17 protein-coding genes and 2 pseudogenes are annotated in these 24,477 nt (G+C 23.6%); 1 reads left to right on the top strand and 18 read right to left on the bottom strand.

Annotated features, from left to right (window positions below):
• Position 1: 1 nt before the first annotated feature.
• From D500_RS04295 to D500_RS04220, 16 genes and pseudogenes are all read right to left on the bottom strand, one after another.
• Positions 2 to 832: an aromatic motif membrane protein gene (locus D500_RS04295; RefSeq protein WP_008363350.1), complete on the bottom strand. Its 831-nt coding sequence runs from the start codon at positions 830 to 832 to the stop codon at positions 2 to 4.
• Positions 819 to 2,030 carry an aromatic motif membrane protein gene (locus D500_RS04290; protein WP_008363351.1) on the bottom strand — a complete coding sequence of 404 codons (1,212 nt, stop codon included), beginning with the start codon at positions 2,028 to 2,030 and terminating at the stop codon, positions 819 to 821. The genes D500_RS04295 and D500_RS04290 overlap by 14 nt, the downstream gene beginning before the upstream one ends.
• Before the next feature lie 17 nt (positions 2,031 to 2,047).
• Entirely contained in the window at positions 2,048 to 3,883 is a 1,836-nt protein-coding gene (locus D500_RS04285) for an ABC transporter permease (RefSeq protein ID WP_008363352.1), read from the bottom strand.
• A 117-nt stretch (positions 3,884 to 4,000) separates the two neighbouring features.
• Positions 4,001 to 5,412: pseudogene (locus D500_RS04280) on the bottom strand (IS3 family transposase).
• Between the two features lie 67 nt (positions 5,413 to 5,479).
• On the bottom strand, positions 5,480 to 7,249 hold the full coding sequence (locus D500_RS04275; RefSeq protein ID WP_008363596.1) for a YfcC family protein: 1,770 nt from the start codon (positions 7,247 to 7,249) through the stop codon (positions 5,480 to 5,482).
• 66 nt (positions 7,250 to 7,315) lie between these two features.
• Positions 7,316 to 8,023, bottom strand: coding sequence for a YgjP family zinc-dependent metalloprotease (locus D500_RS04270; RefSeq protein WP_008363594.1), 708 nt, complete (start codon positions 8,021 to 8,023; stop codon positions 7,316 to 7,318).
• Entirely contained in the window at positions 7,995 to 9,089 is a 1,095-nt protein-coding gene (gene ychF / locus D500_RS04265; RefSeq protein ID WP_008363592.1) for a redox-regulated ATPase YchF, read from the bottom strand. Before ychF ends, D500_RS04270 begins: the two co-directional genes overlap by 29 nt.
• A 17-nt stretch (positions 9,090 to 9,106) precedes the next feature.
• Positions 9,107 to 9,310: a DUF951 domain-containing protein gene (locus tag D500_RS04260; protein WP_008363590.1), complete on the bottom strand. Its 204-nt coding sequence runs from the start codon at positions 9,308 to 9,310 to the stop codon at positions 9,107 to 9,109.
• A 1-nt stretch (position 9,311) separates the two neighbouring features.
• The gene (rsmG, locus tag D500_RS04255) at positions 9,312 to 10,010 is read right to left on the bottom strand and encodes a 16S rRNA (guanine(527)-N(7))-methyltransferase RsmG (RefSeq protein WP_008363588.1); all 699 of its coding nucleotides are present in this window, start codon (positions 10,008 to 10,010) and stop codon (positions 9,312 to 9,314) included.
• The gene (gene pgsA, locus D500_RS04250; RefSeq protein WP_008363586.1) at positions 10,010 to 10,606 is read right to left on the bottom strand and encodes a CDP-diacylglycerol--glycerol-3-phosphate 3-phosphatidyltransferase; all 597 of its coding nucleotides are present in this window, start codon (positions 10,604 to 10,606) and stop codon (positions 10,010 to 10,012) included. The genes rsmG and pgsA overlap by 1 nt, the downstream gene beginning before the upstream one ends.
• A gap of 102 nt (positions 10,607 to 10,708) precedes the next feature.
• Complete coding sequence (locus D500_RS04245) at positions 10,709 to 12,280, bottom strand: APC family permease (RefSeq protein WP_008363584.1); 1,572 nt, start codon at positions 12,278 to 12,280, stop codon at positions 10,709 to 10,711.
• Between the two features lie 144 nt (positions 12,281 to 12,424).
• A complete protein-coding gene (locus D500_RS04240) occupies positions 12,425 to 13,105 on the bottom strand; it encodes an ECF transporter S component (protein ID WP_008363582.1) in 681 nt (226 codons plus the stop codon).
• The gene (locus tag D500_RS04235; protein WP_008363580.1) at positions 13,077 to 14,618 is read right to left on the bottom strand and encodes an APC family permease; all 1,542 of its coding nucleotides are present in this window, start codon (positions 14,616 to 14,618) and stop codon (positions 13,077 to 13,079) included. Before D500_RS04235 ends, D500_RS04240 begins: the two co-directional genes overlap by 29 nt.
• A gap of 57 nt (positions 14,619 to 14,675) precedes the next feature.
• Complete coding sequence (locus tag D500_RS04230; RefSeq protein ID WP_008363577.1) at positions 14,676 to 17,330, bottom strand: HAD-IC family P-type ATPase; 2,655 nt, start codon at positions 17,328 to 17,330, stop codon at positions 14,676 to 14,678.
• A gap of 82 nt (positions 17,331 to 17,412) precedes the next feature.
• Positions 17,413 to 18,363 (bottom strand): HU family DNA-binding protein, encoded by a 951-nt coding sequence (locus D500_RS04225; protein WP_008363575.1) that lies wholly within the window; start codon positions 18,361 to 18,363, stop codon positions 17,413 to 17,415.
• A 312-nt stretch (positions 18,364 to 18,675) separates the two neighbouring features.
• Positions 18,676 to 20,103, bottom strand: a complete 1,428-nt coding sequence (locus D500_RS04220) for a hexose phosphate transporter (protein WP_008363574.1) — start codon at positions 20,101 to 20,103, stop codon at positions 18,676 to 18,678.
• A 191-nt stretch (positions 20,104 to 20,294) separates the two neighbouring features.
• On the opposite strand from D500_RS04220, the pseudogene D500_RS04215 reads away from it, so the two are divergent.
• Positions 20,295 to 21,698 (top strand): annotated as a pseudogene (locus tag D500_RS04215) (IS3 family transposase).
• A gap of 1,290 nt (positions 21,699 to 22,988) precedes the next feature.
• Here D500_RS04215 and D500_RS04210 read toward each other — a convergent pair.
• Together D500_RS04210 and D500_RS04205 are read right to left on the bottom strand one after the other, a co-directional pair.
• Positions 22,989 to 23,396 (bottom strand): hypothetical protein, encoded by a 408-nt coding sequence (locus D500_RS04210; RefSeq protein ID WP_230197102.1) that lies wholly within the window; start codon positions 23,394 to 23,396, stop codon positions 22,989 to 22,991.
• Positions 23,397 to 23,802: 406 nt separating this feature from the next.
• Complete coding sequence (locus D500_RS04205; RefSeq protein WP_008363074.1) at positions 23,803 to 24,426, bottom strand: hypothetical protein; 624 nt, start codon at positions 24,424 to 24,426, stop codon at positions 23,803 to 23,805.
• Between the last annotated feature and the right edge of the window lie 51 nt (positions 24,427 to 24,477).

The following is a 24,477-nucleotide window of genomic DNA, read 5'->3' as shown; positions in this document are numbered from 1 at the left end:
ATTATTTCTCCTTTCATAATAAAATACCATCTCATGGATATCCATATTCTTTAATTATGTGTTTTTCAAAAGTTGAAGTGAAAGCATCTTGTTGATTATGAAACACTCCTAGGTGTATTGCATCAGAAATTGTATCTATATTGATTCTAGAAACTATAGATTCATTAAATAAAATAAATTTATCAATACTCATCTTTTTTCCATCATTTGTAAGAAGTGCTCTAATAATAAATCGATCTTTTCTTAAATAATAAACAGTTAAATTAGGCAAATCTTCATTTTCTTTTCCAACCTTAATTAAATCTATGTTATTGTCTAAAAAATGGTAACTATCTTTAGGTTTTTCTCTTTTATTAATTTCTTCTAAGAATTCCTTAGAGTGTAATTCTTTTTTATTATTTGCTTCTAGTTTTCAAAAAGATATAAATTTCATTTCAAATTTGCTAAGATTTTGGAAAACAAATAATCAATTTTTAGAGTAAAAATCTTTTAATTTTTTTAAATTTTCTGTATTTGGATTTTTTAAATATTCTGAACTTAATTCTTTTGCTTTGGAACTTAGTTCTTTATTCTCTTGTTCTTGTTTTTTAAGAAATTCTTGTTGTTCTAATTTAGAGTTTTTAAATACATCATCAATAAGAGCCAACAATAATTTTTTAGTTTTAGCACTTTTATCATTATTTAAATTATCATAAACATCAAATCCAAGAGGTCTAACTAAGTTTAAAGTATTAGGCTTTTTATTTATAAAAAACAAGGAAGGTAAAATTAAAAAAGGTAAAATTGCAAAACCAATTGAGATATTAATAAGAGTTTTTTTATTCTTGTTCATAAATACCTCTCATACTAAATCTGGCTATTTTTCAACCGCCTTTGTTAATATCATTTAATGACTCTTTTAAACGCTCATTATATTGGTCTGTTGCATGAAATTTTAAAAACTCAGTAGCATTATTTTTTTTAGGAAGATTTTCAATTTTTTTTGAAAGCTCATTAATTGATGATTCTGATTGTTGTAACCACTTTTGTTTTTTTTCAAGTTCTTTTTTAAGATCATCTAATGTAGGTTCTTTTTTTTCGACTCTTGTAGGTGTTGAATTAGAATCTGACTTTCCAAAAGTAAATGCAAAAGCCATAACTGGTGGTGCAACATTTACAACCCCATTATTGTTATTATTTTTAATTTTTTCTTCTAATTCTTTAATTTCTTTTTGATATTGCTCTTTACGTTTTTTTGCACTTTCTATATTTTTTTCTATAGTCTTTAGTGTATTCTCATATTCGTTTTTTCTTTTATCTAAAATAGTGTTTTCTAATTGCTCAATTTGTGTTTCTAAATTATTAGGGTCTTTAAAAACAAATAAATCAGTTGTCATTAAGAATTCTGTCTTACCATTATTTTCATATTTAAAAATTTTAATAGCTTTATTATTATCAAATATTAAATATAAAGCTTCTTTTTTTGTATAAGTATCTTTGATTCTTTCATTAATTGTTTTATCTAAATTTACTCTTATAATTTTTTGAACATTTTTATTTTTAACACTAGAAATTAATGAACCTAAATCTTTTTCTACTTGTTTAAATAAATCTTCATCTTTATCAAATTCATTATAAAGATCTCCATAAGGATTAAAGTTATATTTAAATTGTGTAATATTATCTAAAACTCAATATCAATCATTTCTTAAAGTTTGTTCTAATGCATTTTTAGACTTTTGAATAACTACTCTATAATGTTGGCCAACATAATAATCTAAACTTCTATGAATAAATATTGGATAAAAAGTAAGACCATATTTTAATTCACTAAATCTAGAATCAGGAACATTTTCTTGATCATTAATATAAGAATCTTTTAGTTTAGAATCACTTAAATAAAGATTTAATAACTGATCAACATATTTATTTTTATATAACTTATTGTCATTTGTATTAACAGTTGTATTGGAATTAATAGGTGCATTAGTAGAACAAGAAACTGTTAAAAAAGCAAAAATACTTGAAAAACTAATTAATAACTTTTTCATACAACTCCTTTTAAATTCTACTTATAATCTTTTTTCTGATACAACTTAAATACAACTAATAACTCAATACCAATAACTACAATTCATAAAACAAATAATACATATTTATTAACTACTCTTTTTGATCTACTAATACTAAATAACTCATTTGTTGATCCAAATAAGTAGTTATTATTACTTTTAGTTAAACTAAATCTTAAAACAGTATTAGTTTCTTTATCTTTTTTTTCATATTGTGTTTGATAACTACTATATCCACCAATATTGTATTTATAACTATTAATATCTAATTTAACTTGATAATCACCAAAACTATCATTATCAGGGTTTTTTAACATAGCTTGATAAACTAAACTATCAGGATGATTAAAGTAAATATAGTTTAATAATGAAATTGCAAAGTATAAAATTCTTTCATTTTGTGATTGTAATTTATTATGTCTTTTAATAGCATATTCATCAAAAATAGTAATGTTATTATTTTTATAACTATAAATTTTACTTTCTTTATTATTTAAATAATTAGATAAATAACTCATTAAATCTTTATGAATTTGGTTTAAATCTTTAGTTTTAATTTGTTTATTAAAGTTATTTACAAACTCTTTTGCTATTTGATTAAATATAGGATCATTTAAAGCTTCATAAACATAAACTCATCTTAATCTTCCAACTAAATTAGTTTTATTATCAGTATGTAGTTGGTTTTTATCTTCTAAAAATTCTTTATCTTTATTATCAGCACCATCAGCTGCATAAATAATATCAAAATCAACTATTTCTTCATGACCTGAAGTATTATCATTTTTTGAAGTATGAATAGAGTGAGATTTTAAAATACCTGGAACTATGTATTTATAAGTTTTATTTTTACTATCTACTAGATATTTTTGAACACTAGGTTTTTTTTCTAATTTATATTTATAAGAAATATCATCTAAATTTTTATAGTAAATATATTTATCTAAATTAGAATTACTTTTATCAGATAACGATGCAAATAAATTTTTATTTTTAAAGTTAAATACATCTACTAATTGGTATGGAATTGATAATCAAGAATAGGTTTGTCAAAGATTTGAAGAACTGTTTGAATAATTAACTACGTCTTCTAAATACTTCACTTGTTCTAAACTAAACTCTTTATTATTTACTCCATTTGGTATTAAAAATAATTCATCTTTATTATTTAAATAATAAGGTTCAGCATTCACTTCGTTTCCTGAGTGATGATTTTTATATTCTTTATTTATAAAAAAAGCTGCTTGATCAACGTTTGATTTAACATTACTTGATAAAATCATTCCACTTAAACTTAAAGGTATAAATAAAACAAAAGGAATAATCATTGATATTTTTTGAGATAATTTATAACTTAATAAAACAGTAAATAAACTAAATAATAAATAAGTAATTAGCCCAACAAAACTTAATAATAAACTAGTTAAAAGTAAATATAAAAATGAATAAGTTGCATATAGTGATAAAAATCCACTAACTAATAAAGTTAAAGATCAAATTAGTCCAAAAAAAGTTAAACATAATAATTTACCAATAATTAATGATTCTCTTGTTAAAGGTTTTGATAAACTGATTATTTCTAATCCTTCTTGTTCTAAGTCTTTAAAAATGTTTAAAGCTTTTATACAACTAAAAACTACTGTTAAAGTAATCAAAATAAAAATATATAAAAAACTTAATAGTTCAACATACTTACTATTAACTACAAACTTTAAGATCATTCCAATAATTAATGAACTAATTAAAGTAAAAATAGGTAAAATGATTGAACTTTTTTTCTTTAAAATTGTATAAAATGCAAATTGTGAGTATTTAAAAGCAGTCAGTCTCATAAAATTTCTTTCTAATATTTAAAGTCTTATTTATAAAAATTATAAATAAAATTATAACAAATTCTAATTAAACAACAAAAAAAGACTTACATTTCCCCCCGCTACCTTAAACACGGACTAAAAATTTTCAATATTATAACAGGATTGTTTTCTGAATTGTACAGGAGACAATCCTTTTAATTTTTCTTTTATTCTTATATTGTTGAACCAATAAATATATTTATGTATTGCTTTAGTTAAATCTTCTATTGAATTGTATTTCTCACCATAATAAATTTCTTGTTTTAATAAACCAAAAAAATTTTCTATAATAGCATTATCTAAGCAATTACCTTTTCTAGACATACTTTGTATTATGTTATTTTCTTCTAGCGTACTTACTCAACTCATGTGCTGATAATGAAATCCTTGGTCAGAATGAATTACTAAACCATTTGTATTTTTAACCTTCTTAAGCGCTTTTTTTAGCATTGAATTAGTTAGGTTTAAGTTAGGTCTAGATTGAATTGAATATGAAATAATTTCACTGTTATAAAGATCAATAATTGGTGACAGATATAGTTTTTGACCATTAACTTTAAACTCTGTTACATCAGTACATCAAACTCTGTTTGCTTCTGTTGAAGAAAAATTTCTTTTAAAACATTGTCTGCGATTTTCCCAACAGTTCCTTTATAAGAACTATATCTTCTGTTCTTTGTTCTAAATTTGACACACTGAATACCAAGTTCTTTAGTTAGCCTTAAAATTTTTTTGTGATTCACAATATATCCCATTGATTTTAAGGTCATTTTTAGCCGTCTATAGCCATATCTTTCAAATGATTTGTTGAATATATCAACAATTATATTTTTTAATTCCATATCCTTATCTATTGAATTTTCTAATTTCTTTTTTTCATTCATAAAAAGAGGATTTAGGTAATTTTGCTATTTTTAAAAGAATAGAAACTTTAGCTTTTTTGTGAGTTTTTAGCATTTCTAAAATTACTTTTGTTTTTTCCTTGTTGATTCTTCTTCTGTCAACAAGGTGTTTAACTTTTTTCAGAATTCAACCTCTAATTTGTAGTATTCAACTTCTTCTTCTAATTGTTCTATTCTATCTTCATTATTAGTTGTTATTTTTGTTTTCTTTTTTTTAACTGGTTTTTTCTTAGAGTTTTTCATAATTTTTTTAGGTCTTCCTATATTATTATTTAACCCTAAAATTCCATTTTCTTTATACTTTTTAACTCAACCAGCTATAGTTGATGAATGTATAATATTAAATTTTTTTGCAACTTCCCTGTATGATTCTTTAGTTTTAAGTTTATATAATACTATTTCTTGTTTTGCTTCCAAACTATAATGAGGTTTTGTTTTCTTGTGGGTAAGCGCTTCTATTCCAAACATTTCATATTTGTAAATTCAACCCTTTAAAGTATTAGCCGAGACATTATGCCTGTCTGCCAAATAGGTGCTATTTTTAACATTAAGTCTTTTAGCTTCTTTGACAATTTTTAATTTTTTTTCTAAGCTTCATTTAGCCATATAAAAACCCCACTTCCTGGATTTTTAGTCCGGAATATGGGGTTCGGGGGATTTTTGTAAGTCTTTGTTAAGATATTGAATTAGGTAAAGCCCCACCAATTAATAAAAGTATTAAACATAATACAAATAAATAACCAATTAGTGGTAGTATTGATTTTAAATATTTAGTATAAGTCATTCTAGATAAAGAACAAGCACCCATTACAACTCCAGAAGTTGGAGTGATTAAATTAACTAATCCAATTGCAAAAGTAAATGCCATAATTGATCCAGAAGAAGCATAATCTTGTAATTGATTTGTTTTACTATCAACTAAGGATTTTGCTAATAGTGGAAAAATAGTTGTTGCAAATCCAGATGATGATGGAATTAAAAATGCTAGTGGTATAAATACTATAAATAACACAACAACTTTTGCAGTTTGATTACTAATTCCACCAATAGAATTTAATATTCCTTTAACAAATAGAGATTGTAAATTAGTTTCACCTAAAATATAACCAACTCCAGCAGCAGTTGCAATAATAAATGCTACTGATAATATATCTGAAGCTCCTTCAAATCATTTTTTAATAAATGCAGCTTCTCCAATTGAATTAATAATTGCTAAAACAATAGAAGCTAATAAGAAAAAAGCAGCAACATTATCTAAATCACCATTTCCTCATCCAGGAATTAAAGCACTTAAATAAGGAATGTTTTTCTTAATTCATATAGATTGATCAGCCATTTTAGTGTTATTAAAAATTGCATCTCATCCAACTAGATAAAAGATCATTACTAAAAAACTAATTGCAAAAACAACTAAAGAAGTTTTCTTTTTTCAATCTAATTTAATTGTTTTACTTACATGAGCTAAAAAGAATTCTTTATCACCTTCTAAAGTAGCAAAAGTTACTGATTTAGAAGGATTTTTTTTAACTTTTAAAGCATATAAAAATGTAAATGTAATTGAAAAACTAGTTAGAATTAATCAACAAATTATTCTTCAAACTAAACCATCACCAATTGTTAATTTAGCTGTTGTTGTATCTAATCCACTATTAATACCTGAAACTGCAATTGGTATAGTAAATGGATTAACTGTTGAACCAATTACTCCAGTTCCAGCACCAACCATTAAAATTAAAACACCTGTAAAAACATCAAATCCAGCCATTAGCATTAAAGGAATAAATATCATATAAAAACCTAATGTTTCTTCAGCAAATCCTTCAACTGTTCCAAAGATTGAAAAGAATAACATTAATGGAATAATAGCAAATACTTCTTTTCCTTTTAATTTATTAATTATTGCTTGTGATAAACCTTCTAAAGCTTTTGTTGATACTAAAATGTATAAAAAAGCACCAATAGAAACTATAAAAATAATGATATTTGCTTTTAAAATAAATCCTTTAATTGGAGCATAAATTACATCAACTATTCCTATTGGTTGAATTGTTGTTAATCCACTAAAAACAGCAGTTCCACTATGTTGAATAGTATAACCATCTTTAATTCATCCTAAAGAATTATAAACTCAACCTAAACTTTGATTTGTATTCATAAAATCAATTCAAGCTTGAGAATTTCCAGCACTTTTATTAGAATGTAAACTAGTTCATTTATCGTATATAGGTCTTAAAATTTCATCATATTTTCAATCATCAAAATTAATTGTTTTTACTACATCAGTTTTAACTTTGGATCAATATAAAATTCAAGAAACTAACATTAAAACAAACATAATTAAAAGAATAATACTAAAAGAAGAAAGCATTTTTAAACGTCTTTTCTTTTTTATAGTGTTATTAAAATTATTATTTGGCTCTGTGTTTTCAACTTTAACATGCATAATAAACCTTTCTATATTTTAACAATAAAAAATATTTAAAAAAGCACTTTAATTAGTGCAAGTCATCTAAATTCCTTTAGAATTTAAAATTTGTTGTAGTTCTTGATAATTAGGTAAATAAGTAGCTACATATCTTCAAAAATCTTTAGAATGATTTGGATATAAAATATGAGTTAGTTCATGAACTATTACATAATCAATAATTTTAGGATCAAAATGTAATAGCTTGGTATTATAAATAATATTCTTTTTTTTCGAATAACACAACCCCCACTTAGCTTTCATAACTTTAACACTTATGTTTTCAAAGCTTAAATTCATCTTTTCAGCTCACATTAAAGTTTGATTTATAAATCAATTTTTATACTCTTTTGCTAAAAAGTTATAGATTTTTTCTAGCTGAATTTCATTATTATAATAGTTCTTAATTATTATTTTATTATTAATTTTTTTAGGATGAATATTTTGATCAACTAGTTCGATATCAACTGTTTTTTCAAAAATTTTAATTCAAGGTTTATTAGTATAAAAATCATAAACTCTTAAAAATTCATAGTTGTTTTGAACTTTAACTATTTTTGATATGTGTTTATAAATAAATTGTTCAATTAAATAAATGGGAGTATTAAATGGTGCACTAACTACTATTTGATTATCAATTAATCTTAGAATTGTATTTTTTTGTTTTTTATAATGAATAAAATAAGTTATTGTATTTCCTTGATAACTTAATTGGTGTTTTTCTTTAGACATTAAATTTAAAAAAGCATACATCTCCATCTTGCATTATGTATGTTTTTCCCTCTAAACGCATTTTTCCAGCTTCTTTAATAGCTTTTTCACTACCTAATACTAGTAAATCATTAATTGAATAAATATCTGCTTTAATAAAACCTTTCTGAAAATCAGTATGAATTACTCCAGCACATCTAGGAGCAGTTCAACCTTTTTTAAACTGTCAACTTCTTACTTCTTGAGATCCTGCTGTAAAAAATGTTTGTAAACCTAAAGTATCATAAGCAGCTCTAATTAATTGATCTAATCCAGATTCTTTAATTCCTAAATCTTTTAAAAATTCTATTTTTTCTTCTTTTGAAGCTTCAGATAGATCTTCTTCAATTTTTGCACAAATCTTAACAACTTGAGAATTGGAATTTTTAGCAAATTCTTTTACTTTTTTAACATAATCATTATCTTCTAATAATTCAGAATCACTAACATTACATACATAAATAATAGGTTTACTTGTTAGTAATTGATAACTTTTTAAAAGATCTGATTGCTCTTCATCTAAAGTTAAACTATTTAATAATAAACCTTTATTTAAATTATCTAATAAATGATTTAAAAGTTCATATTCAACTTTAGCTGTTTTTTCTCCTGACTTATATTTAGGTAAAATTTTATCAAGACGTTTTTTAACAGTTGCTTGGTCAGCTAATATTAGTTCTAAATTAATAATTTCAATATCTCTAATTGGATCAATACTATTTTCAACGTGCATAATTTCTTTATCATCAAAACATCTTACAACCTGACAAATAGCATCAGTTTGTCTAATATTTGCTAAAAAAGCATTACCTAAACCTTCTCCTTGACTAGCCCCAGCAATAAGACCAGCAATATCAACAAATTCAATAGTTGTAGCCACTCTTTTTTTAGAATTAAAAATTCTATATAACTCATCTAGTCTATAATCTGGAACTTCAACAATTCCAACATTTGGTTCAATAGTTGCAAAAGGATAGTTTGCAGCTTCAACTTTAGAATTAGTTATTGCATTAAATAATGTAGATTTTCCAACATTTGGTAATCCAACAATTCCAACTTGTAATCCCATAATTTACCTTTCAATATTTATTCATTATTAGTTTTTTTAATGATTTTTTTTAATTGTGTTTTTAAAGTTTGTCTATTTAGTTCAATAAATAAATCAAATTGATTACAACTTCTAAATTTATATTTAGCCCCAATTCTAATTAATTCTCATCTTATAGTTTTACTTGGATGAGGTTTTTTTAGTTCTATAATATCTCCAATTTCAAGTTCTTCATAGTTCATATTATTTGCTCTCTTTTAGAATTTGTTGATATTTTCTTGGGTATAAACTACTAGTGCTACCAATCTTTTTATAAAACAAATTAATTCTAGTTCCAAATCCAGTATCTTGTAGTTGTTGAACATCAACTAGTTTTAAGTTCATTTTTTTATCTTTATTTTTTAAATCATCAATTTCTTGAAATGCTTTTGGTCCTTTTAATAAAATAAATGATCCATCAACTTTAACTAACTGTACACCTAATTCTAAAATAATATCTAAATAAGCAACAGCTCTAGATATTACAATATCAAATTTTTCTTTATAATCACTAGTTAATTCTTCAGCTCTTTTATTTAAAATTTCAACATCATTTAGCTCTAATTTATCAACTAAATATTTTAAAAAATTAGCTTTTTTATTATTTGATTCAATTAAAGTTAGTTTGATATTTGGAAAAAAGATTTTTAAAACAACTCCAGGAAAACCAGCACCAGTTCCAATGTCAGCTATTTTTTGATCATTAATTTTAAAGTGTTCTACAAATAGTAAAGAATCTAAAAAATGTTTTTCAAAAACTTCGTTTAGTTCAGTAATTCTTGTTAGGTTATATTTTTGATTTTCATCAATTAGTATTTGATAATAAAGATTAAGTTTATCTTTAATTTCTTGATTTATAGTAAAGTTTTTATAATTTAAAAATATCTCTCAATTATTAAACATTAAAATAAACTAGGTCTTGCTTTTAAAAAGTAAATAACTCCACTATAAATACTAAAGAATGTTGCAACATACATTGGAAGTAAAACTAATTGATTTTGTCAATCAAATTCATCTCAATTAAATATTTTTAAGTTAATGAAAAATAAAATTGATAAACCTATCATTTGAAAAGTAGTTTTTAATTTACCACCCATTCCAGCTGCTAAAGTAATTCCTTTTGAACTTAAAATCATTCTAATAAAATCAACAAAAGTATCTCTTAAAATTAAAACCACTGTCATTCAAACAGGTAATACTCCCAAACTAGAAAATAAAATTAGAGTTGCATTTACTAATAACTTGTCTGCAATTGGATCAAAAAACTTACCAAAATTAGTTACTAAATTATATTTTCTAGCAATTCATCCATCTAAAAAATCAGTTAAAGAAGCAATAATAAAAATAGCTCCAGAAATATATCAGCAAACTCTACTAAAGTTAGTAAAAAACTCATTATTCATATAATGATCAACTAATAATAAAACAATAATAACTGGTACTAAAACTATTCTGATTGTTGTTAGAATATTTGGAAGATTAATTGTTTTTTGTTTCATAATATTCACCTTTTTTAATATACATATAAATTTTAAAAAAATAAGATATGTTTTTCACTAAATATATTATAAAACCTAAATTTAACAAAAATAAAACCTACACTAAACTGTAGGTTTTGCAGTGATTTGGATTTCTGGATTTTCTAAATCATATTTTTTTCTTCTTTTTTCTTGAATGAATCAGAAAACAGATACAGATCCAAGTTCTAATAAAGTTAATAGAATAAATAATGGACCTTGGTAGTAGTTTGATTTAAACCAATTTTTACCTTCATTAATTACATCTAAAGGTACAAGTATAGTAAATAGACTCATTGTTACAAAAACAATTAAACATACAGCTGCAATTGATCCTAAAACTACAAATCCTTTTTTCTTTTCAACTTCAACTTTATTAGTTTTTCTATTAAATAAAGCTGCAATAATTAAAGTAATAACCATTATAAATGATAAACAAGCATTAGAAGTAGCCATTATTTGAATTGGATAAATCAGTCCATTAGTTGAACTTACAGCTTGTTCAGCAGTAGCTGTATTTGTTAATCCAACAGTTGCTAAAGTTCCAACTAAAATAAATATTGAATAAACTGATACAGATAGACCAACTTGAATAATAGCTATTTTTTTAACTGAAATATCTTGTTTTGAAGTTAGATATAATTTATCAATTACATCTGATTCAAGAACAACAAATGATACATATGATAAATTATTAGCTCCAATTGAACATATTATTATAATAATTACTGAAGTTAAAATATTAGCAACTCTTGAAACAACACTACTATCAGTAGATTTTAGAACTTGACCACCATTAAATAATCTTTCTAATAATTTACCAATTGATCCATCTGGTGATCCCATTAATAATGAAACTGCTATTAAAGTATAAAATACTGATACAAAGATCATTCCAAATACTAAAGCTTTTGGAACCACATCTTTATATTTTGCTTTTCTTTGTGAATTACATATAAAAATAAATCCATCAAAAGCAAATAAAATTCCACCAAATCCTCTAAAAAATAGCAATGGATTAAAATTACTTGTTGATCATTCTACTTTTTGAGTTTGTCCAGTTGGAGTACTTACATCAATTCCACTACTTAAAAAAGCACCATTATGATCAAATAAAACCACACCAGCAACTAAAGCAATCGCTAAAGGTATGAATTTAAAAATTGTTCCAAATGCTTGATATTTTCTAGATATAGAAAGATCAAAAACATTAATTAAAGCATTAATAATTATAATTGCAATTCCAGTTGTTAAAAATATTAATAAAAAATGAATTCCTTTTAATTGTACAGTACTAAACATCATTAAAATGAATGTTATAAAAAATGAAACAAACATTGATTGCATTACTGGTAAATAAAAAAAGGCATTTAATATTGCAAAAAATGAACCTAATTTTCTATTAATAAAAAGTTTAGTTCATACTCCAATAGTTCCACTTCCACCATTTCTAGTTGAAGATGCTATTTCTAAAAATAAATAAACCATTGAAACACAAACAGAACCAACAATGATTCATAAAATAATAGCAATTATAGGAGTTCTTGTGTCAAATAGAATTTCTTTATTTTTAAAATAAACTCCAGCACCAACAACAGAACCTATTGTCATTGCAAATAAAGTTAAAAATTCTAATAGCTTACCTTTATTTTTCATATTTCCCTTCCTTTCTTTTTTATTTTTTATTTATAAGTTCAAGTCTATTAGTTATGATAATAACACATTAGAACAACTGATTACAATATAAAAATTGCAATAAATAAAAAAATAGGCTTTTTTAAGCCTATCAAATATATCAAATTAAGCTTTGACTAATTTTTTTACTAAGACTTTTACTCTTTTATAAACTACACAAAAGATTATGTGGTTAAGTGTTAATTTAATCACTGTAAATGAAAATGTTATAACTAATATAGCTTCAAATGGTCTAGGCACTCCATATAAATCAAAAATAAATGATGAGTTACTAATGTATGCACATAAACTACCAAATAGTGTTGCTATTATAGAAGCTAAAGCCACAAATCATACTTCAAATTTTGCAAATACTTCTGATTTATTTGACATAATAAACATTTTTTTAAAAATATAAAGCACTATTGCAAAACCGATAATAGCTGAACTATCAACTATCATTAATGATAATAATCCAACAGGTTCACTACCTAATAATAGTCTCATTCAAACTGAAGCTATGGTAAATATTAAACTTCAAAATAAATTAGTTGCTGTTAATACAACAGCTGAAACTCAGTAGTTAATTTCTAATTTTAAGTAAGGTGCACTTGCAAATAATACAATTGCTCCCATTACATATTTAGAAAATAAAGTAAGTAATATTTGTAAAGCTAATAATGTAGCTAAAAGGGCAACTTTGTTAGTAGATAATAAAAAGTATTCTCTTAGTGATTGAACTTTTTTAATTTTTTTACTTTTTTCAAGTTCAAAATTATTATCTTGTTTTTCTTTGTAAGTTATCATTTTCTAAACGAAGACCTCCTATAAGTCTTTTGTTTTGATTATATCAAAGAATACCTACAAAAATTAATCCTAAAATCATTAATAATAAGAATAATGGTCCTTGAGAATGTTGAGCTGTTCATCAGCTCTCTCCTTTTTTAATAACACTTAAAGGAACAATAAAAGTAAATAATCCCATTAATGAAAAGAATATAAAAGTAATTAGTCCAAATATTGCTAAAGGAACAAAACCTTTAATTTTTTTAACTTCAACTTTATTAGTTTTTCTATTAACTAAAGCAGCAATAATTAAACTAGCCATCATAGCAAATGATAAACAAGAACAAGTTGAAGACATTATTTGAATTAAATACAACATTCCAGATACTGAATCAGTTGCATTAATTACTTCTATTGGTTTATTTAAACTAATACTTGAACTAGCTCCAACAATAATAAAGATTGCAAAAATTGCATATGAAATTACACATTGAATTAAACCGATCTTTTTAAAACGGTGTTTAGCATCAGTTGAATTTATATAACTTAAACCATCAATAACATCTGATTCTAATCCAGCCATTCCAATATATGAATAAGCATTTAATCCTAAAAAGCAAATAATCATTGAAATAATAGCAACCATTACTTTAACAGTATGATTTACTTGAGTTTTTAATGGTTGACCATTATTAAATACTCTTTCTAGTAATTGTTCAATTGATCCATCTGGTGAACCTAAAATTAAAGATATTGACATTAATAAATAAAATACTGCAGCAAAAGCCATTGCAGAAACTAAAGCAATTGGTACTACATCAGCGTGTTTTGCTCTTTTTTTAGAATTACAAATATAAATAAATCCATCAAAAGCAAATAAAATACCACCAAAACCTCTAAAAAATAACAATGGATCAAAATCGGATCTAGATCATTGCTTAGAAGCATCAGTTATTCCTCTAACATCAATCCCATTGTTTTGTAATGCACCAAAATGATCAGCTAGAATAAATCCAGCAACTAGTGCAATAATTAGTGGAAAGAATTTAAACCCTGTTCCAAATATTTGAATTGCTTTAGAACCTTTAATACTAAATACATTTAAAACATTAGTTAATATAATAATTATTAATCCAACTAATAAAAAAATTAATAAATATTGATATCCATATAATTTAAGATGAAAAATATTTAAAAAATAAGCTAATAAAGCTGAAGTAAAGATCGCTTGATTTACAGGAGCATAAAACATTGTTTGAAAGTTAGCAAAAAATGATCCAACTTTATGACCAAAAAATGCTCTAGATCAAGAACCTATAGTTCCATTTTCTGTAGAAGATGATATTTCTAAAAATAAATAAACTACAGCAATACAAGAAATTCCAACTGCAGTTCATAATACAATAGCAATTATTGGGTTGTGTGTTTCAATTAAAATATCTCTGTTTTTAACATAAATACCTGAACCAACAATTGTCCCAACAGACATCATAAACAAAGTTAGAAACTCAAAAAATCTACTTTTGTTTTTCATATGTTAAACCTTTCTTATTAAATAAAATTAGCATAAACTTAAAATATTATAATATCATTAAAGTCAGTTTTTATAAATCTTTAGATAAACTTTTTTAATTAATTCACTAATAATTCAAGCAAATATTTCTAAACCAAATAATATTAAAAACCATCAAGCTAAATTAAGATTATTATATTGACCAACCATTACACTAAAATTTAAACTATTTGTATAACTACAACTAAAAGCTATTATAAAAGGAATAATACTAAAAAATAACATCCCAATTAACATTTGTTTTGAAGCAATTGATTGAACAAATGAAACTCTATTAGTTCTTAAAACTAAAATAATCATAATATGAGTTAATATACATTCAATAAAATAACAAGTTTGAAATAACTGTATAGAGTGATTATCTAATCCTTTTAAATTAAATCCAAAATATAAAATTATAAAGTTAATAAAACTAATAATTGTTTGAGTTAAACCATTAATTATTGCAAATGGAATAATTGATTTAATGTTTCATTTTTGTACTTTTTTAACAACATCTTTTTCAACATTATCAAAAACAAAAATTAAATTAGCAAAATCAAAAATTAAGTTTTGAAGTAAAAGTTGAATAGGAGACATTATTTCAAATTTAAATAAAATAGTACCAATTAATAAAGTTAGTAAAATTCCAAAATTAGAAGCAACTGTAATTTTGATATATTTGATTGCGTTACTAAAAGTTTTTCTTCCAATAATAAAAGCGTGTTCTAAAGCATTTAGATCTTTTTCTAATAAAATAACATCAGCTGATTGTTTTGCTAAACTAGAAGCATTATTTACTGAAATTCCAACATCAGCTTTTTTTAATCCAACTGCATCATTAACACCATCTCCTAAAAAAGCAACAACATTATTAGTCTTTAAACTATCAATGATTTTTGCTTTATCTAGTGGAGATAGTTTATAAAAAATATTAATTGATTGACTAATTTTTTCTAGTTCACTATTAGATAAATTATTTATTTCTTTTCCTATTAAACTAGAATTTGAATTAATTCCAACTTGATCACATACATTTTTACAAGTATATAAGTTATCACCACTTAAAACTTTAATATCAATATTATAAGTTTTAAAAGTATCTATAACTTGTTTTACATTATCTCTAATTAGATCATTAAATACGATCATTCCTAAATAAATTAAATCTTTATTATCTATAACATCACAATTTTTATAACTTAAAACTAATACTTTATAACCTTGCTTTGTATAACTATTAACTTGATCTATGATTTGGTTTTTATAATTATCTATACTAATAATTTGATCATTAACATTAATAAAACTAGTGATTTCTAGTATTTCTTCTAAACTACCTTTAGTAATTAAAAGATTAGAATTATTTAAATTAATTAAAACTGAAGAAATTCTAGAATTATGATCAAAACTTAAATGATCAATTAATTTAATATCATTAATATTTGTTTTAAATTCATCAACTATAGATTTATCAATATTATCAAATAAGTTATTTTGAAAATATGAATTATAATAAAAGTAGTTTTTTAAAAGATTATTTTTATGATTATTAATATCTAAATAAGTAAAGATATTAGTTGTATCTAAAGTTAAAGTCCCAGTTTTATCAGTTGTAAAAATATTAACTGAACCTAGGTTTTGTAAAACAGAAAGTTTTTTAATAACAACTTTGTTTTTAGATAACCTTTTAGAAGCTAGTTTTAAATTAGATGAAATAATAGCAGGTAAAGCTTCAGGAGTTAGTGAAACTGCAATAGATAAACCAAAAACTAAACTTGATGTTCAATTACTAATTCCATTTTTTATTAAAGATATAAAAGTAATAATAAAAACTAAAATAGAAATTAAATAAATTAGAATTTTAGTAACTTTATTAATTCCTTTTTCATAATCAGTTTGTATATCATCATTAATTAAATCTAATAATGAACTAGAATAATTATCTTTATTAACATTAATTACTACTGCTAAACAATTACCAGAAATTATTAAAGTTTCTTTAAATAAAATGTTTTCTAGTTCTAATAAACTAGTTTTACTATTAGTTGTTTGTTTTTTAATTGGTTTTGATTCACCAGTTAAAGTTGATTCATCTAAATAAAGGTTTTCAGATCAAATGATTCTACAATCACTTGGAATAATATCTCCTTTAGATAAATACACAACATCTCCAATTGTTAAATTAGATTGTTTTTCTTTTATTAAATTATTTTTAATGTTTTGATAATTTAGATTAGTAAAATCAGTGATTTGATCATTAAGAACAAAAACATCGTTTTCTATTATTTTAGTTAGTTTTAAATTAAGTTTATAAGCTTTATATTCTTGAATAAAATCAACAACACCAGCTAAAAAGATCATAAAAATAATAATAAAAGCAGATATTAAAGTAATTCAATTTTTTTGAAATAAAAAATAAATAATAAATTCTAAAATTCCAATAAATAGTAATAACAAGTTAAAAGGTTCTAACAAAGTTTCAAGTATTTTTTTAAAAACAAAGAACTTTTTAACAACAATTTGATTAGAACCAAATTTTAAAATATTATTTGCTCTAGTTTGATTATTTAATCCTATTTTTGAATCTAAAACATTATTAAGATCATTAAGATTAGTATTAGATAATTTAATTACATAGTCTTGTTTTTTATAGTCTAGAGATTTCAAATTATCTTTTTTTGTTTTAAACATACTTACCTTTCAATACAATAATAATCATATATCAAAACAAGGCAAATAAAAAAATGGCAGTTATATACTTGCCATTTTATCCTTATTCATTCATTTTTTCTTTAACAGATTTTGATAATTTAAATTTAACAACTTTATGTGCTGGAACTTCAACTTGTTCTTGAGTTAAAGGATTCATTTTCATTTGAGCTTCTTTTTCAATTGTTTCAAATTTACCAAATTTTGCTAAAACAACATGATCTCCAGCAACTAAGTTTTTACCAGCTACAATAAAGGCTTTATCAAAGATTGTTTTGATTGATACTTTTGTCATTTCAACAAATTCAGGATCTTCATAAAGTTCTTCAAGTAACATACCTTTTGTAACTTGTGGGTAAACTTTTTTCTTTTTACGTTTTTTAGCAGGTTTAGTTTCAGGTTCAACCATAACTGGCATTGGCATTACAACTGGTTCAGGTTCAACAACAGGTTCACTCATCATTGGTTCTGGTTCACTCATCATTGGTTCTTCAACCATTGGTTCAGAGATTACTGGTTCTTCAATCATTGGTTCAGGTTCAACAACAGGTTCACTCATCATTGGTTCTGGTTCACTCATTGGTAATTGTTCAACAACCATAACTTCTTCTTTTTTCATTGGTTGTTCTTCTTTTTCAGTTTCAACAATTACATCACCTTCAGTTTTAATAGTGATATCTACTTTAGTTGTTGAATCTTCAACTTGAATAGTTTTTACTAAGTTCTTGTAATATAGAATGTAAAAAATTAAAGAAACAATTAGTATTAGTGGTATTCAAGTAATCATTGCAATGTTACAAAATTCATCTAATCCAGCCCCTCATTTAACTGGTTTAGCTAATGTAACACCAAAACCAGTTAAAACAGTCATGAAATCAGCACCAATTTTTCCGTTTGTTTTGCTTACGTTAACTAGTTTTAAAATAAAGATTATAACAAAAGAAACAAAGAATAGTCCTAGAAGTATTCTAGCTACAAGTAAGTGTTTACTTGATGGTTTTTTTGACATCTTCATATTGTTTTTACTTCTTTCTATAGCTTGCATCAGTTCTAATAACTGATCTATTCACATAATATAAGTAGGTTAAGTAGGTTTTGAAATGTTATTAAATAATACCTATAATTAAATTATATATTTTATTAATTTATGAATTTATTTAGGTAATAAAATTTGAAAATATAAGGTTAAAATTTGATAAAACAAGCGTGTATTTTTAATAAAAACTAGTGTATTTGCAAATTTTGAATATTACTAATCAATCTTTTATTAGTATTTAAACAAAATAAAAAATTCCTTTCAATCTAATGATTGTTAGGAATTTTTAATCTATTTTACTTGTTGTTTTTTAGCTTTAAAATCAGGAAAGGTTTTAGCATCATCTCGAGGTTCTTTTAACATTAGAATTCCAACAAATGACATTAGTCCAAAAATAATGATTAGAACTAATTGAATAATTGCTTGAGTTGGTTTAGTAATTGAACCAATTAGAGGAACTGAAGTAACAATAAATAATGATAATGTAAAGAACATGTATCCAAATCCTCAAATTAAACTAAACATTCAACCAATAGTTTTGTGATCAGCTTCTTTGTATTCATGAGGTAAGTTTAAAATAACTGCTTCAATTCCTCAAGTACAAAATCCTGATAAGAATCCTAAAATATAGAATAATGCTAATCAACCTTTATAGTTACCCATAAGTGATTTACTATCTTTGTTATAATTAGTTGCTAGTCCAAATTTATAAACAATAATTGAAAGTACAAATAATAAGATTCCTAAACTTATAAGAACAACAATATATCATCTTCTTTTTAAGTTAAATCTTGATCATAAACCAACAATTACTGGTCCAACTGTTCCAGCAAATAAGAATAATATTTGTCAAATTCTTATTTCATTTGCTAAAGTATTACCTTCTAGTCCTGAAATTCAAGGAAATAGAGCTAAACTTACTGAAATTGGAAACACAGCAACAACTAATCATCCACCAAAAACTAATAATCAAGCATAAGTAGCTTTAGTTTTTAAATAACCTTTTAGAATTTTAAATCCATTAACTTTAGGTTCATTTGAATCTTTTTTAACATCAAAATTAGTACCTAAGAAAAGCACTGCAAATAATGGTATTAAGTAAAGCAATGACATAACAATAAATACTGTTTTTCAGTTATTTTGTAAAGCTTCAACACTAGCACTATCTCCAGCAATTACAAATGGAACTAAAGAAATGATTGAACCTAGTGGGAAAAATGCAATTGCTATTTGTGAATAAATAGGTTTTGCTTTTTTAGTAAAGAAATTAGCAGCAACAGGTTGGAATAATATAGTTAACATAGTTCCACCAATTGCCATAACTGTTCTTAGGATTAAGAATAATACATATCCATAATTAGCAGCTGGCATAAAAGCTGCTGGTAATCCAAATAAGGTCATTACACAAGCAATTAATGTAGCTTTTTTATGAGCAAATTTAACTAATAAGAAAGCAACAACAACTGAACCAATACCTCTACCAAAAGTAATTGCTCAGTTAGCAGCTGTGTTTGTTAATTGAAATGATGCATTATTTTCGATTTGAAAATAACCTAAAAATCCTGGTGTAGCTTCACCACCTTTAATTCCTCCACCTGCTAAACCAATAGCAAAAGCTCAGTTAGCAATAAATAATAAGTAACCAAAACCAATAAAAGCTCATAGGATACTACCATAAAGCATTCTATGATTTTGCGATCATTTTTCTACAGATTTCATATACGCCCTTTCAAAATTGATCTTTTTTATGCTTTCTCTTGTATTTTACAACATTTAAAGACTTAGAAACTAACTCAAAAACTAAATTAAAATATTTTTGATATTTTATTAGCTATTTTTTATAAAAAACACCATAAATATCCCCCGAACCCCATATTCCGGACTAAAAATCCAGGGAGTGGGGTTTTTATATGGCTAAATGAAGCTTAGAAAAAAAATTAAAAATTGTCAAAGAAGCTAAAAGACTTAATGTTAAAAATAGCACCTATTTGGCAGACAGGCATAATGTCTCGGCTAATACTTTAAAGGGTTGAATTTACAAATATGAAATGTTTGGAATAGAAGCGCTTACCCACAAGAAAACAAAACCTCATTATAGTTTGGAAGCAAAACAAGAAATAGTATTATATAAACTTAAAACTAAAGAATCATACAGGGAAGTTGCAAAAAAATTTAATATTATACATTCATCAACTATAGCTGGTTGAGTTAAAAGTATAAAGAAAATGGAATTTTAGGGTTAAATAATAATATAGGAAGACCTAAAAAATTATGAAAAACTCTAAGAAAAACCAGTTAAAAAAAGAAAACAAAAATAACAACTAATAATGAAGATAGAATAAAACAATTAGAAGAAGAAGTTGAATACTACAAATTAGAGGTTGAATTCTGAAAAAAGTTAAACACCTTGTTGACAGAAGAAGAATCAACAAGGAAAAAACAAAAGTAATTTTAGAAATGCTAAAAACTCACAAAAAGCTAAAGTTTCTATTCTTTTAAAAATAGCAAAATTACCTAAATCCTCTTTTTATGAATGAAAAAGAAATTAGAAAATTCAATAGATAAGGATATGGAATTAAAAATATAATTGTTGATATATTCAACAAATCATTTGAAAGATATGGCTATAGACGGCTAAAAATGACCTTAAAATCAATGGGATATATTGTGAATCACAAAAAAATTTTAAGGCTAACTAAAGAACTTGGTATTCAGTGTGTCAAATTTAGAACAAAGAACAGAAGATATAGTTCTTATAAAGGAATTGTTGGGAAAATCGCAGACAATGTTTTAAAAGAAATTTTTCTTCAACAGAAGCAAACAGAGTTTGATGTACTGATGTAACAGAGTTTAAAGTTAATGGTCAAAAACTATATCTGTCACCAATTATTGATCTTTATAACAGTGAAATTATTTCATATTCAATTCAATCTAGACCTAACTTAAACCTAACTAATTCAATGCTAAAAAAAGCGCTTAAGAAGGGTAAAAATACAAATGGTTTAGTAATTCATTCTGATCAAGGATTTCATTATCAGCACATGAGTTGAGTAAGTACGCTAGAAGAAAATAACATAATACAAAGTATGTCTAGAAAAGGTAATTGCTTAGATAATGCTATTATAGAAAATTTTTTTGGTTTATTAAAACAAGAAATTTATTATGGTGAGAAATACAATTCAATAGAAGATTTAACTAAAGCAATACATAAATATATTTATTGGTTCAACAATATAAGAATAAAAGAAAAATTAAAAGGATTGTCTCCTGTACAATTCAGAAAACAATCCTGTTATAATATTGAAAATTTTTAGTCCGTGTTTAAGGTAGCGGGGGGATACTAAGTAAAAATAAAAAAACCAAAAGTATAAATTTGTATAAGAACAAATGTATTTTTGGTTTAGAGCATTTTTAGTTTAATCTAAAATACTAATATATTATTTATTGACCTTATTTGAATTTCATAATTTTATTAAGTAGTTTAGGCAATATCTTTAACGTTCAATATCAATCTCATTTTTATTTATAATTTATTTTTTCCATATTTTTTTTAATTTAATTATTATGTTCCATGTTTTTTGTGTAGCAAAAGAAAATAAATTATAAATTACTGGTTCGAATAAGATTAAAAAGATTCATATAAATATAAGTATTAATAAAATCAAACGAGTATAATTTTCAATTAGTCCTTTATTATAGAAATTTCTCAATAAAATAGTAACAAATAAAAAAATAGGGAAGCAAAAAATTTGAGGTATTACATTTTTAAAAAGTGATGACTTAGTTATCTTTCTTTCCTCCTTAGTTAAAACATCAAAAGAAAAAAGTCAATACACTAATAAAGATAAAGATAAAACTAGATATAAAAAAATATCTAAAAACTCGGATAATAAATGCTTAGATTGATTCAAAAAAATTTTTAGAAAAGGAAGCTCTTGATTATAGAAAAGTAAGAATAAACTAAAAGTTAAAAAAACATAAAGTAAAATATAGATATTTTATCAAGTTGTATTTTTTGTTTATTTTTTTATTATTATTCAATTTGTTTTTATTATTTGATTTTGTTAGAATGTATGCTTTATCATCATTATCATTATTATTTCAATCCGTCTCTCTTTTTGTATTTGTAGCATAAAGAAAAATTATGATTATAGAAAATAGCATAGTAAAAAAACATAATAATATAATATTTATCCTATTAGAAAATATGTCAAGCTTTAACTCATTATAAAATAAAAAACTAATAATCAATTCACACATAATAAAAAAAATTACAAAGAAACAAACGCTATTAACAAGGATAATTGCTCGATAAATAAGTGTATTATAAATGATCGTGTCTTTTGTAAAATCTCAATCATTTAAATTTGCATTTCGACAATAATAAATATAATATGAGGAACTTTTTGAGTAGTATTCTATAGATCTTCTAACTATAGGAAACAGTTCATTTGGTTTATTGTTATTTTTTATAGCTTCTATTTCTTTGTTTTTTATTTCTTTTATACATTTAATAACTAAGGATATCATCCTTGTATAATGTAATAATTCTTCTTTTAATTCATTAGTTAAATAAGAGTTATTAAGATCATTCATTAGTCTTATTAAATAAACTGGTTTATATGTAATTTTTTCAAAAGCTTTAATAGAATGCAATATTTTTTGCTCATCTTTTTTTCTACTCTATCTCGTAATTTATTAAGAAAACTTATTGTTTCATCCATTTTTGAAGTAACGTAAAGATTTCTATGTTTTAAATATCTATAAACATTTCTAAAAGGATTAAAAATAGTTTTTTTACAAAAGATTGTAAGTAATGTTAAACATAATGAACCAAATCCAATTTTTGTTAAATTTATAAAGTAGTAAAATATTGAATTATGTTCTGTGATACCATATAGATCTAATCCTGCTTTATTAATATATTTATCTCAAATCTTTATAGGAGTTGTTGAAAACAGCGCAGTATTTAAAATTCTATTTCACTCTTCAACTCAATTTGATGAACCCATAGTAATTCTTATTGATTCATTGTTTTTACTTATTGGTATACTATATAAAACTATGTTATCAATATTGGTATAATACCAAATAAAAAATATTATGCATATAAAGGTAATAATAAATAACTTGAATTTATTTTTCATTTTTTCTTTTCTAAAATATCAAATATTAAATTATATTTTGGCTTAAAAATAATAAAATCTATTTATTTTTATAGATAGATTTAGTAAATTAAAGATTGATTTATTAACAAATAAATTAAAGAGATTAGCATATTTTTGAAATTGTATAATATTGTTTACCTTTAAATATTTTATTTTATTTACTTATCTAGTAAGGTTAATTAACTAGGTTTTTTTAAAATAAAAAACAACCTAATAAATAGGTTGTTTGTAAATAATAAGTTACTAATAATTAATCTTTTAATTGTTTTATATACTCATTTATTACATAGTCTTTATACATAAAATTAATATCTGAAACATTGATTTTATTAGTTATAGTTAGTGTATTAAGATCAATAGTTAAAAAATCATAATCAGAATCTTCTAATTGTTTTAATAATTGTTTTTGTATATCTAGATCATTTAGATTTTGTTTAATATATTCTTTTTGAATATCAACACCCTTTAATTCATATTTAGATAAATAATCTTTAAAAAACTTATCTACATTAATAATGTTATTTTTTATAGCAAATGATGAAATTAGATCTTCTTGTCAAACATCATCATAAGTTAAAACTAAAGTATAAAACTTAATTAAATCATCTAAAAAACTTCATTCTAATACTTCTTTATTAAAAACAATATTAAGAATTTTAAAATTCATTTTATTTTGAAACTCATTATCAATTAACATTAAGTTAAATAATATTTTTAATTGATTGAAATTAAAAAATGGAGCTGTTTTAAACATAGTGTTTTGAAAATGTTCAAGTTTTTTAAAAACTAGTTCTTTAGTTCAAATTGGATCTAAATATTTAATTAGTTGATCAATTTCATTTTCAAATTTTATTTTGATTAAAGATATTGACATTTTTAAAATCTCCTATTTAATTATTAGGCATACAAAAAAACAAGTTTTATA

Origin of the sequence: Mycoplasma feriruminatoris (assembly GCF_000327395.2) — a bacterium.
Taxonomy (GTDB): Bacteria; Bacillota_I; Bacilli_A; order Mycoplasmatales; family Mycoplasmataceae; genus Mycoplasma; species Mycoplasma feriruminatoris.
Note: the sequence above shows the minus strand (reverse complement) of the source record. Positions and strands in the feature narration are given on the sequence as shown.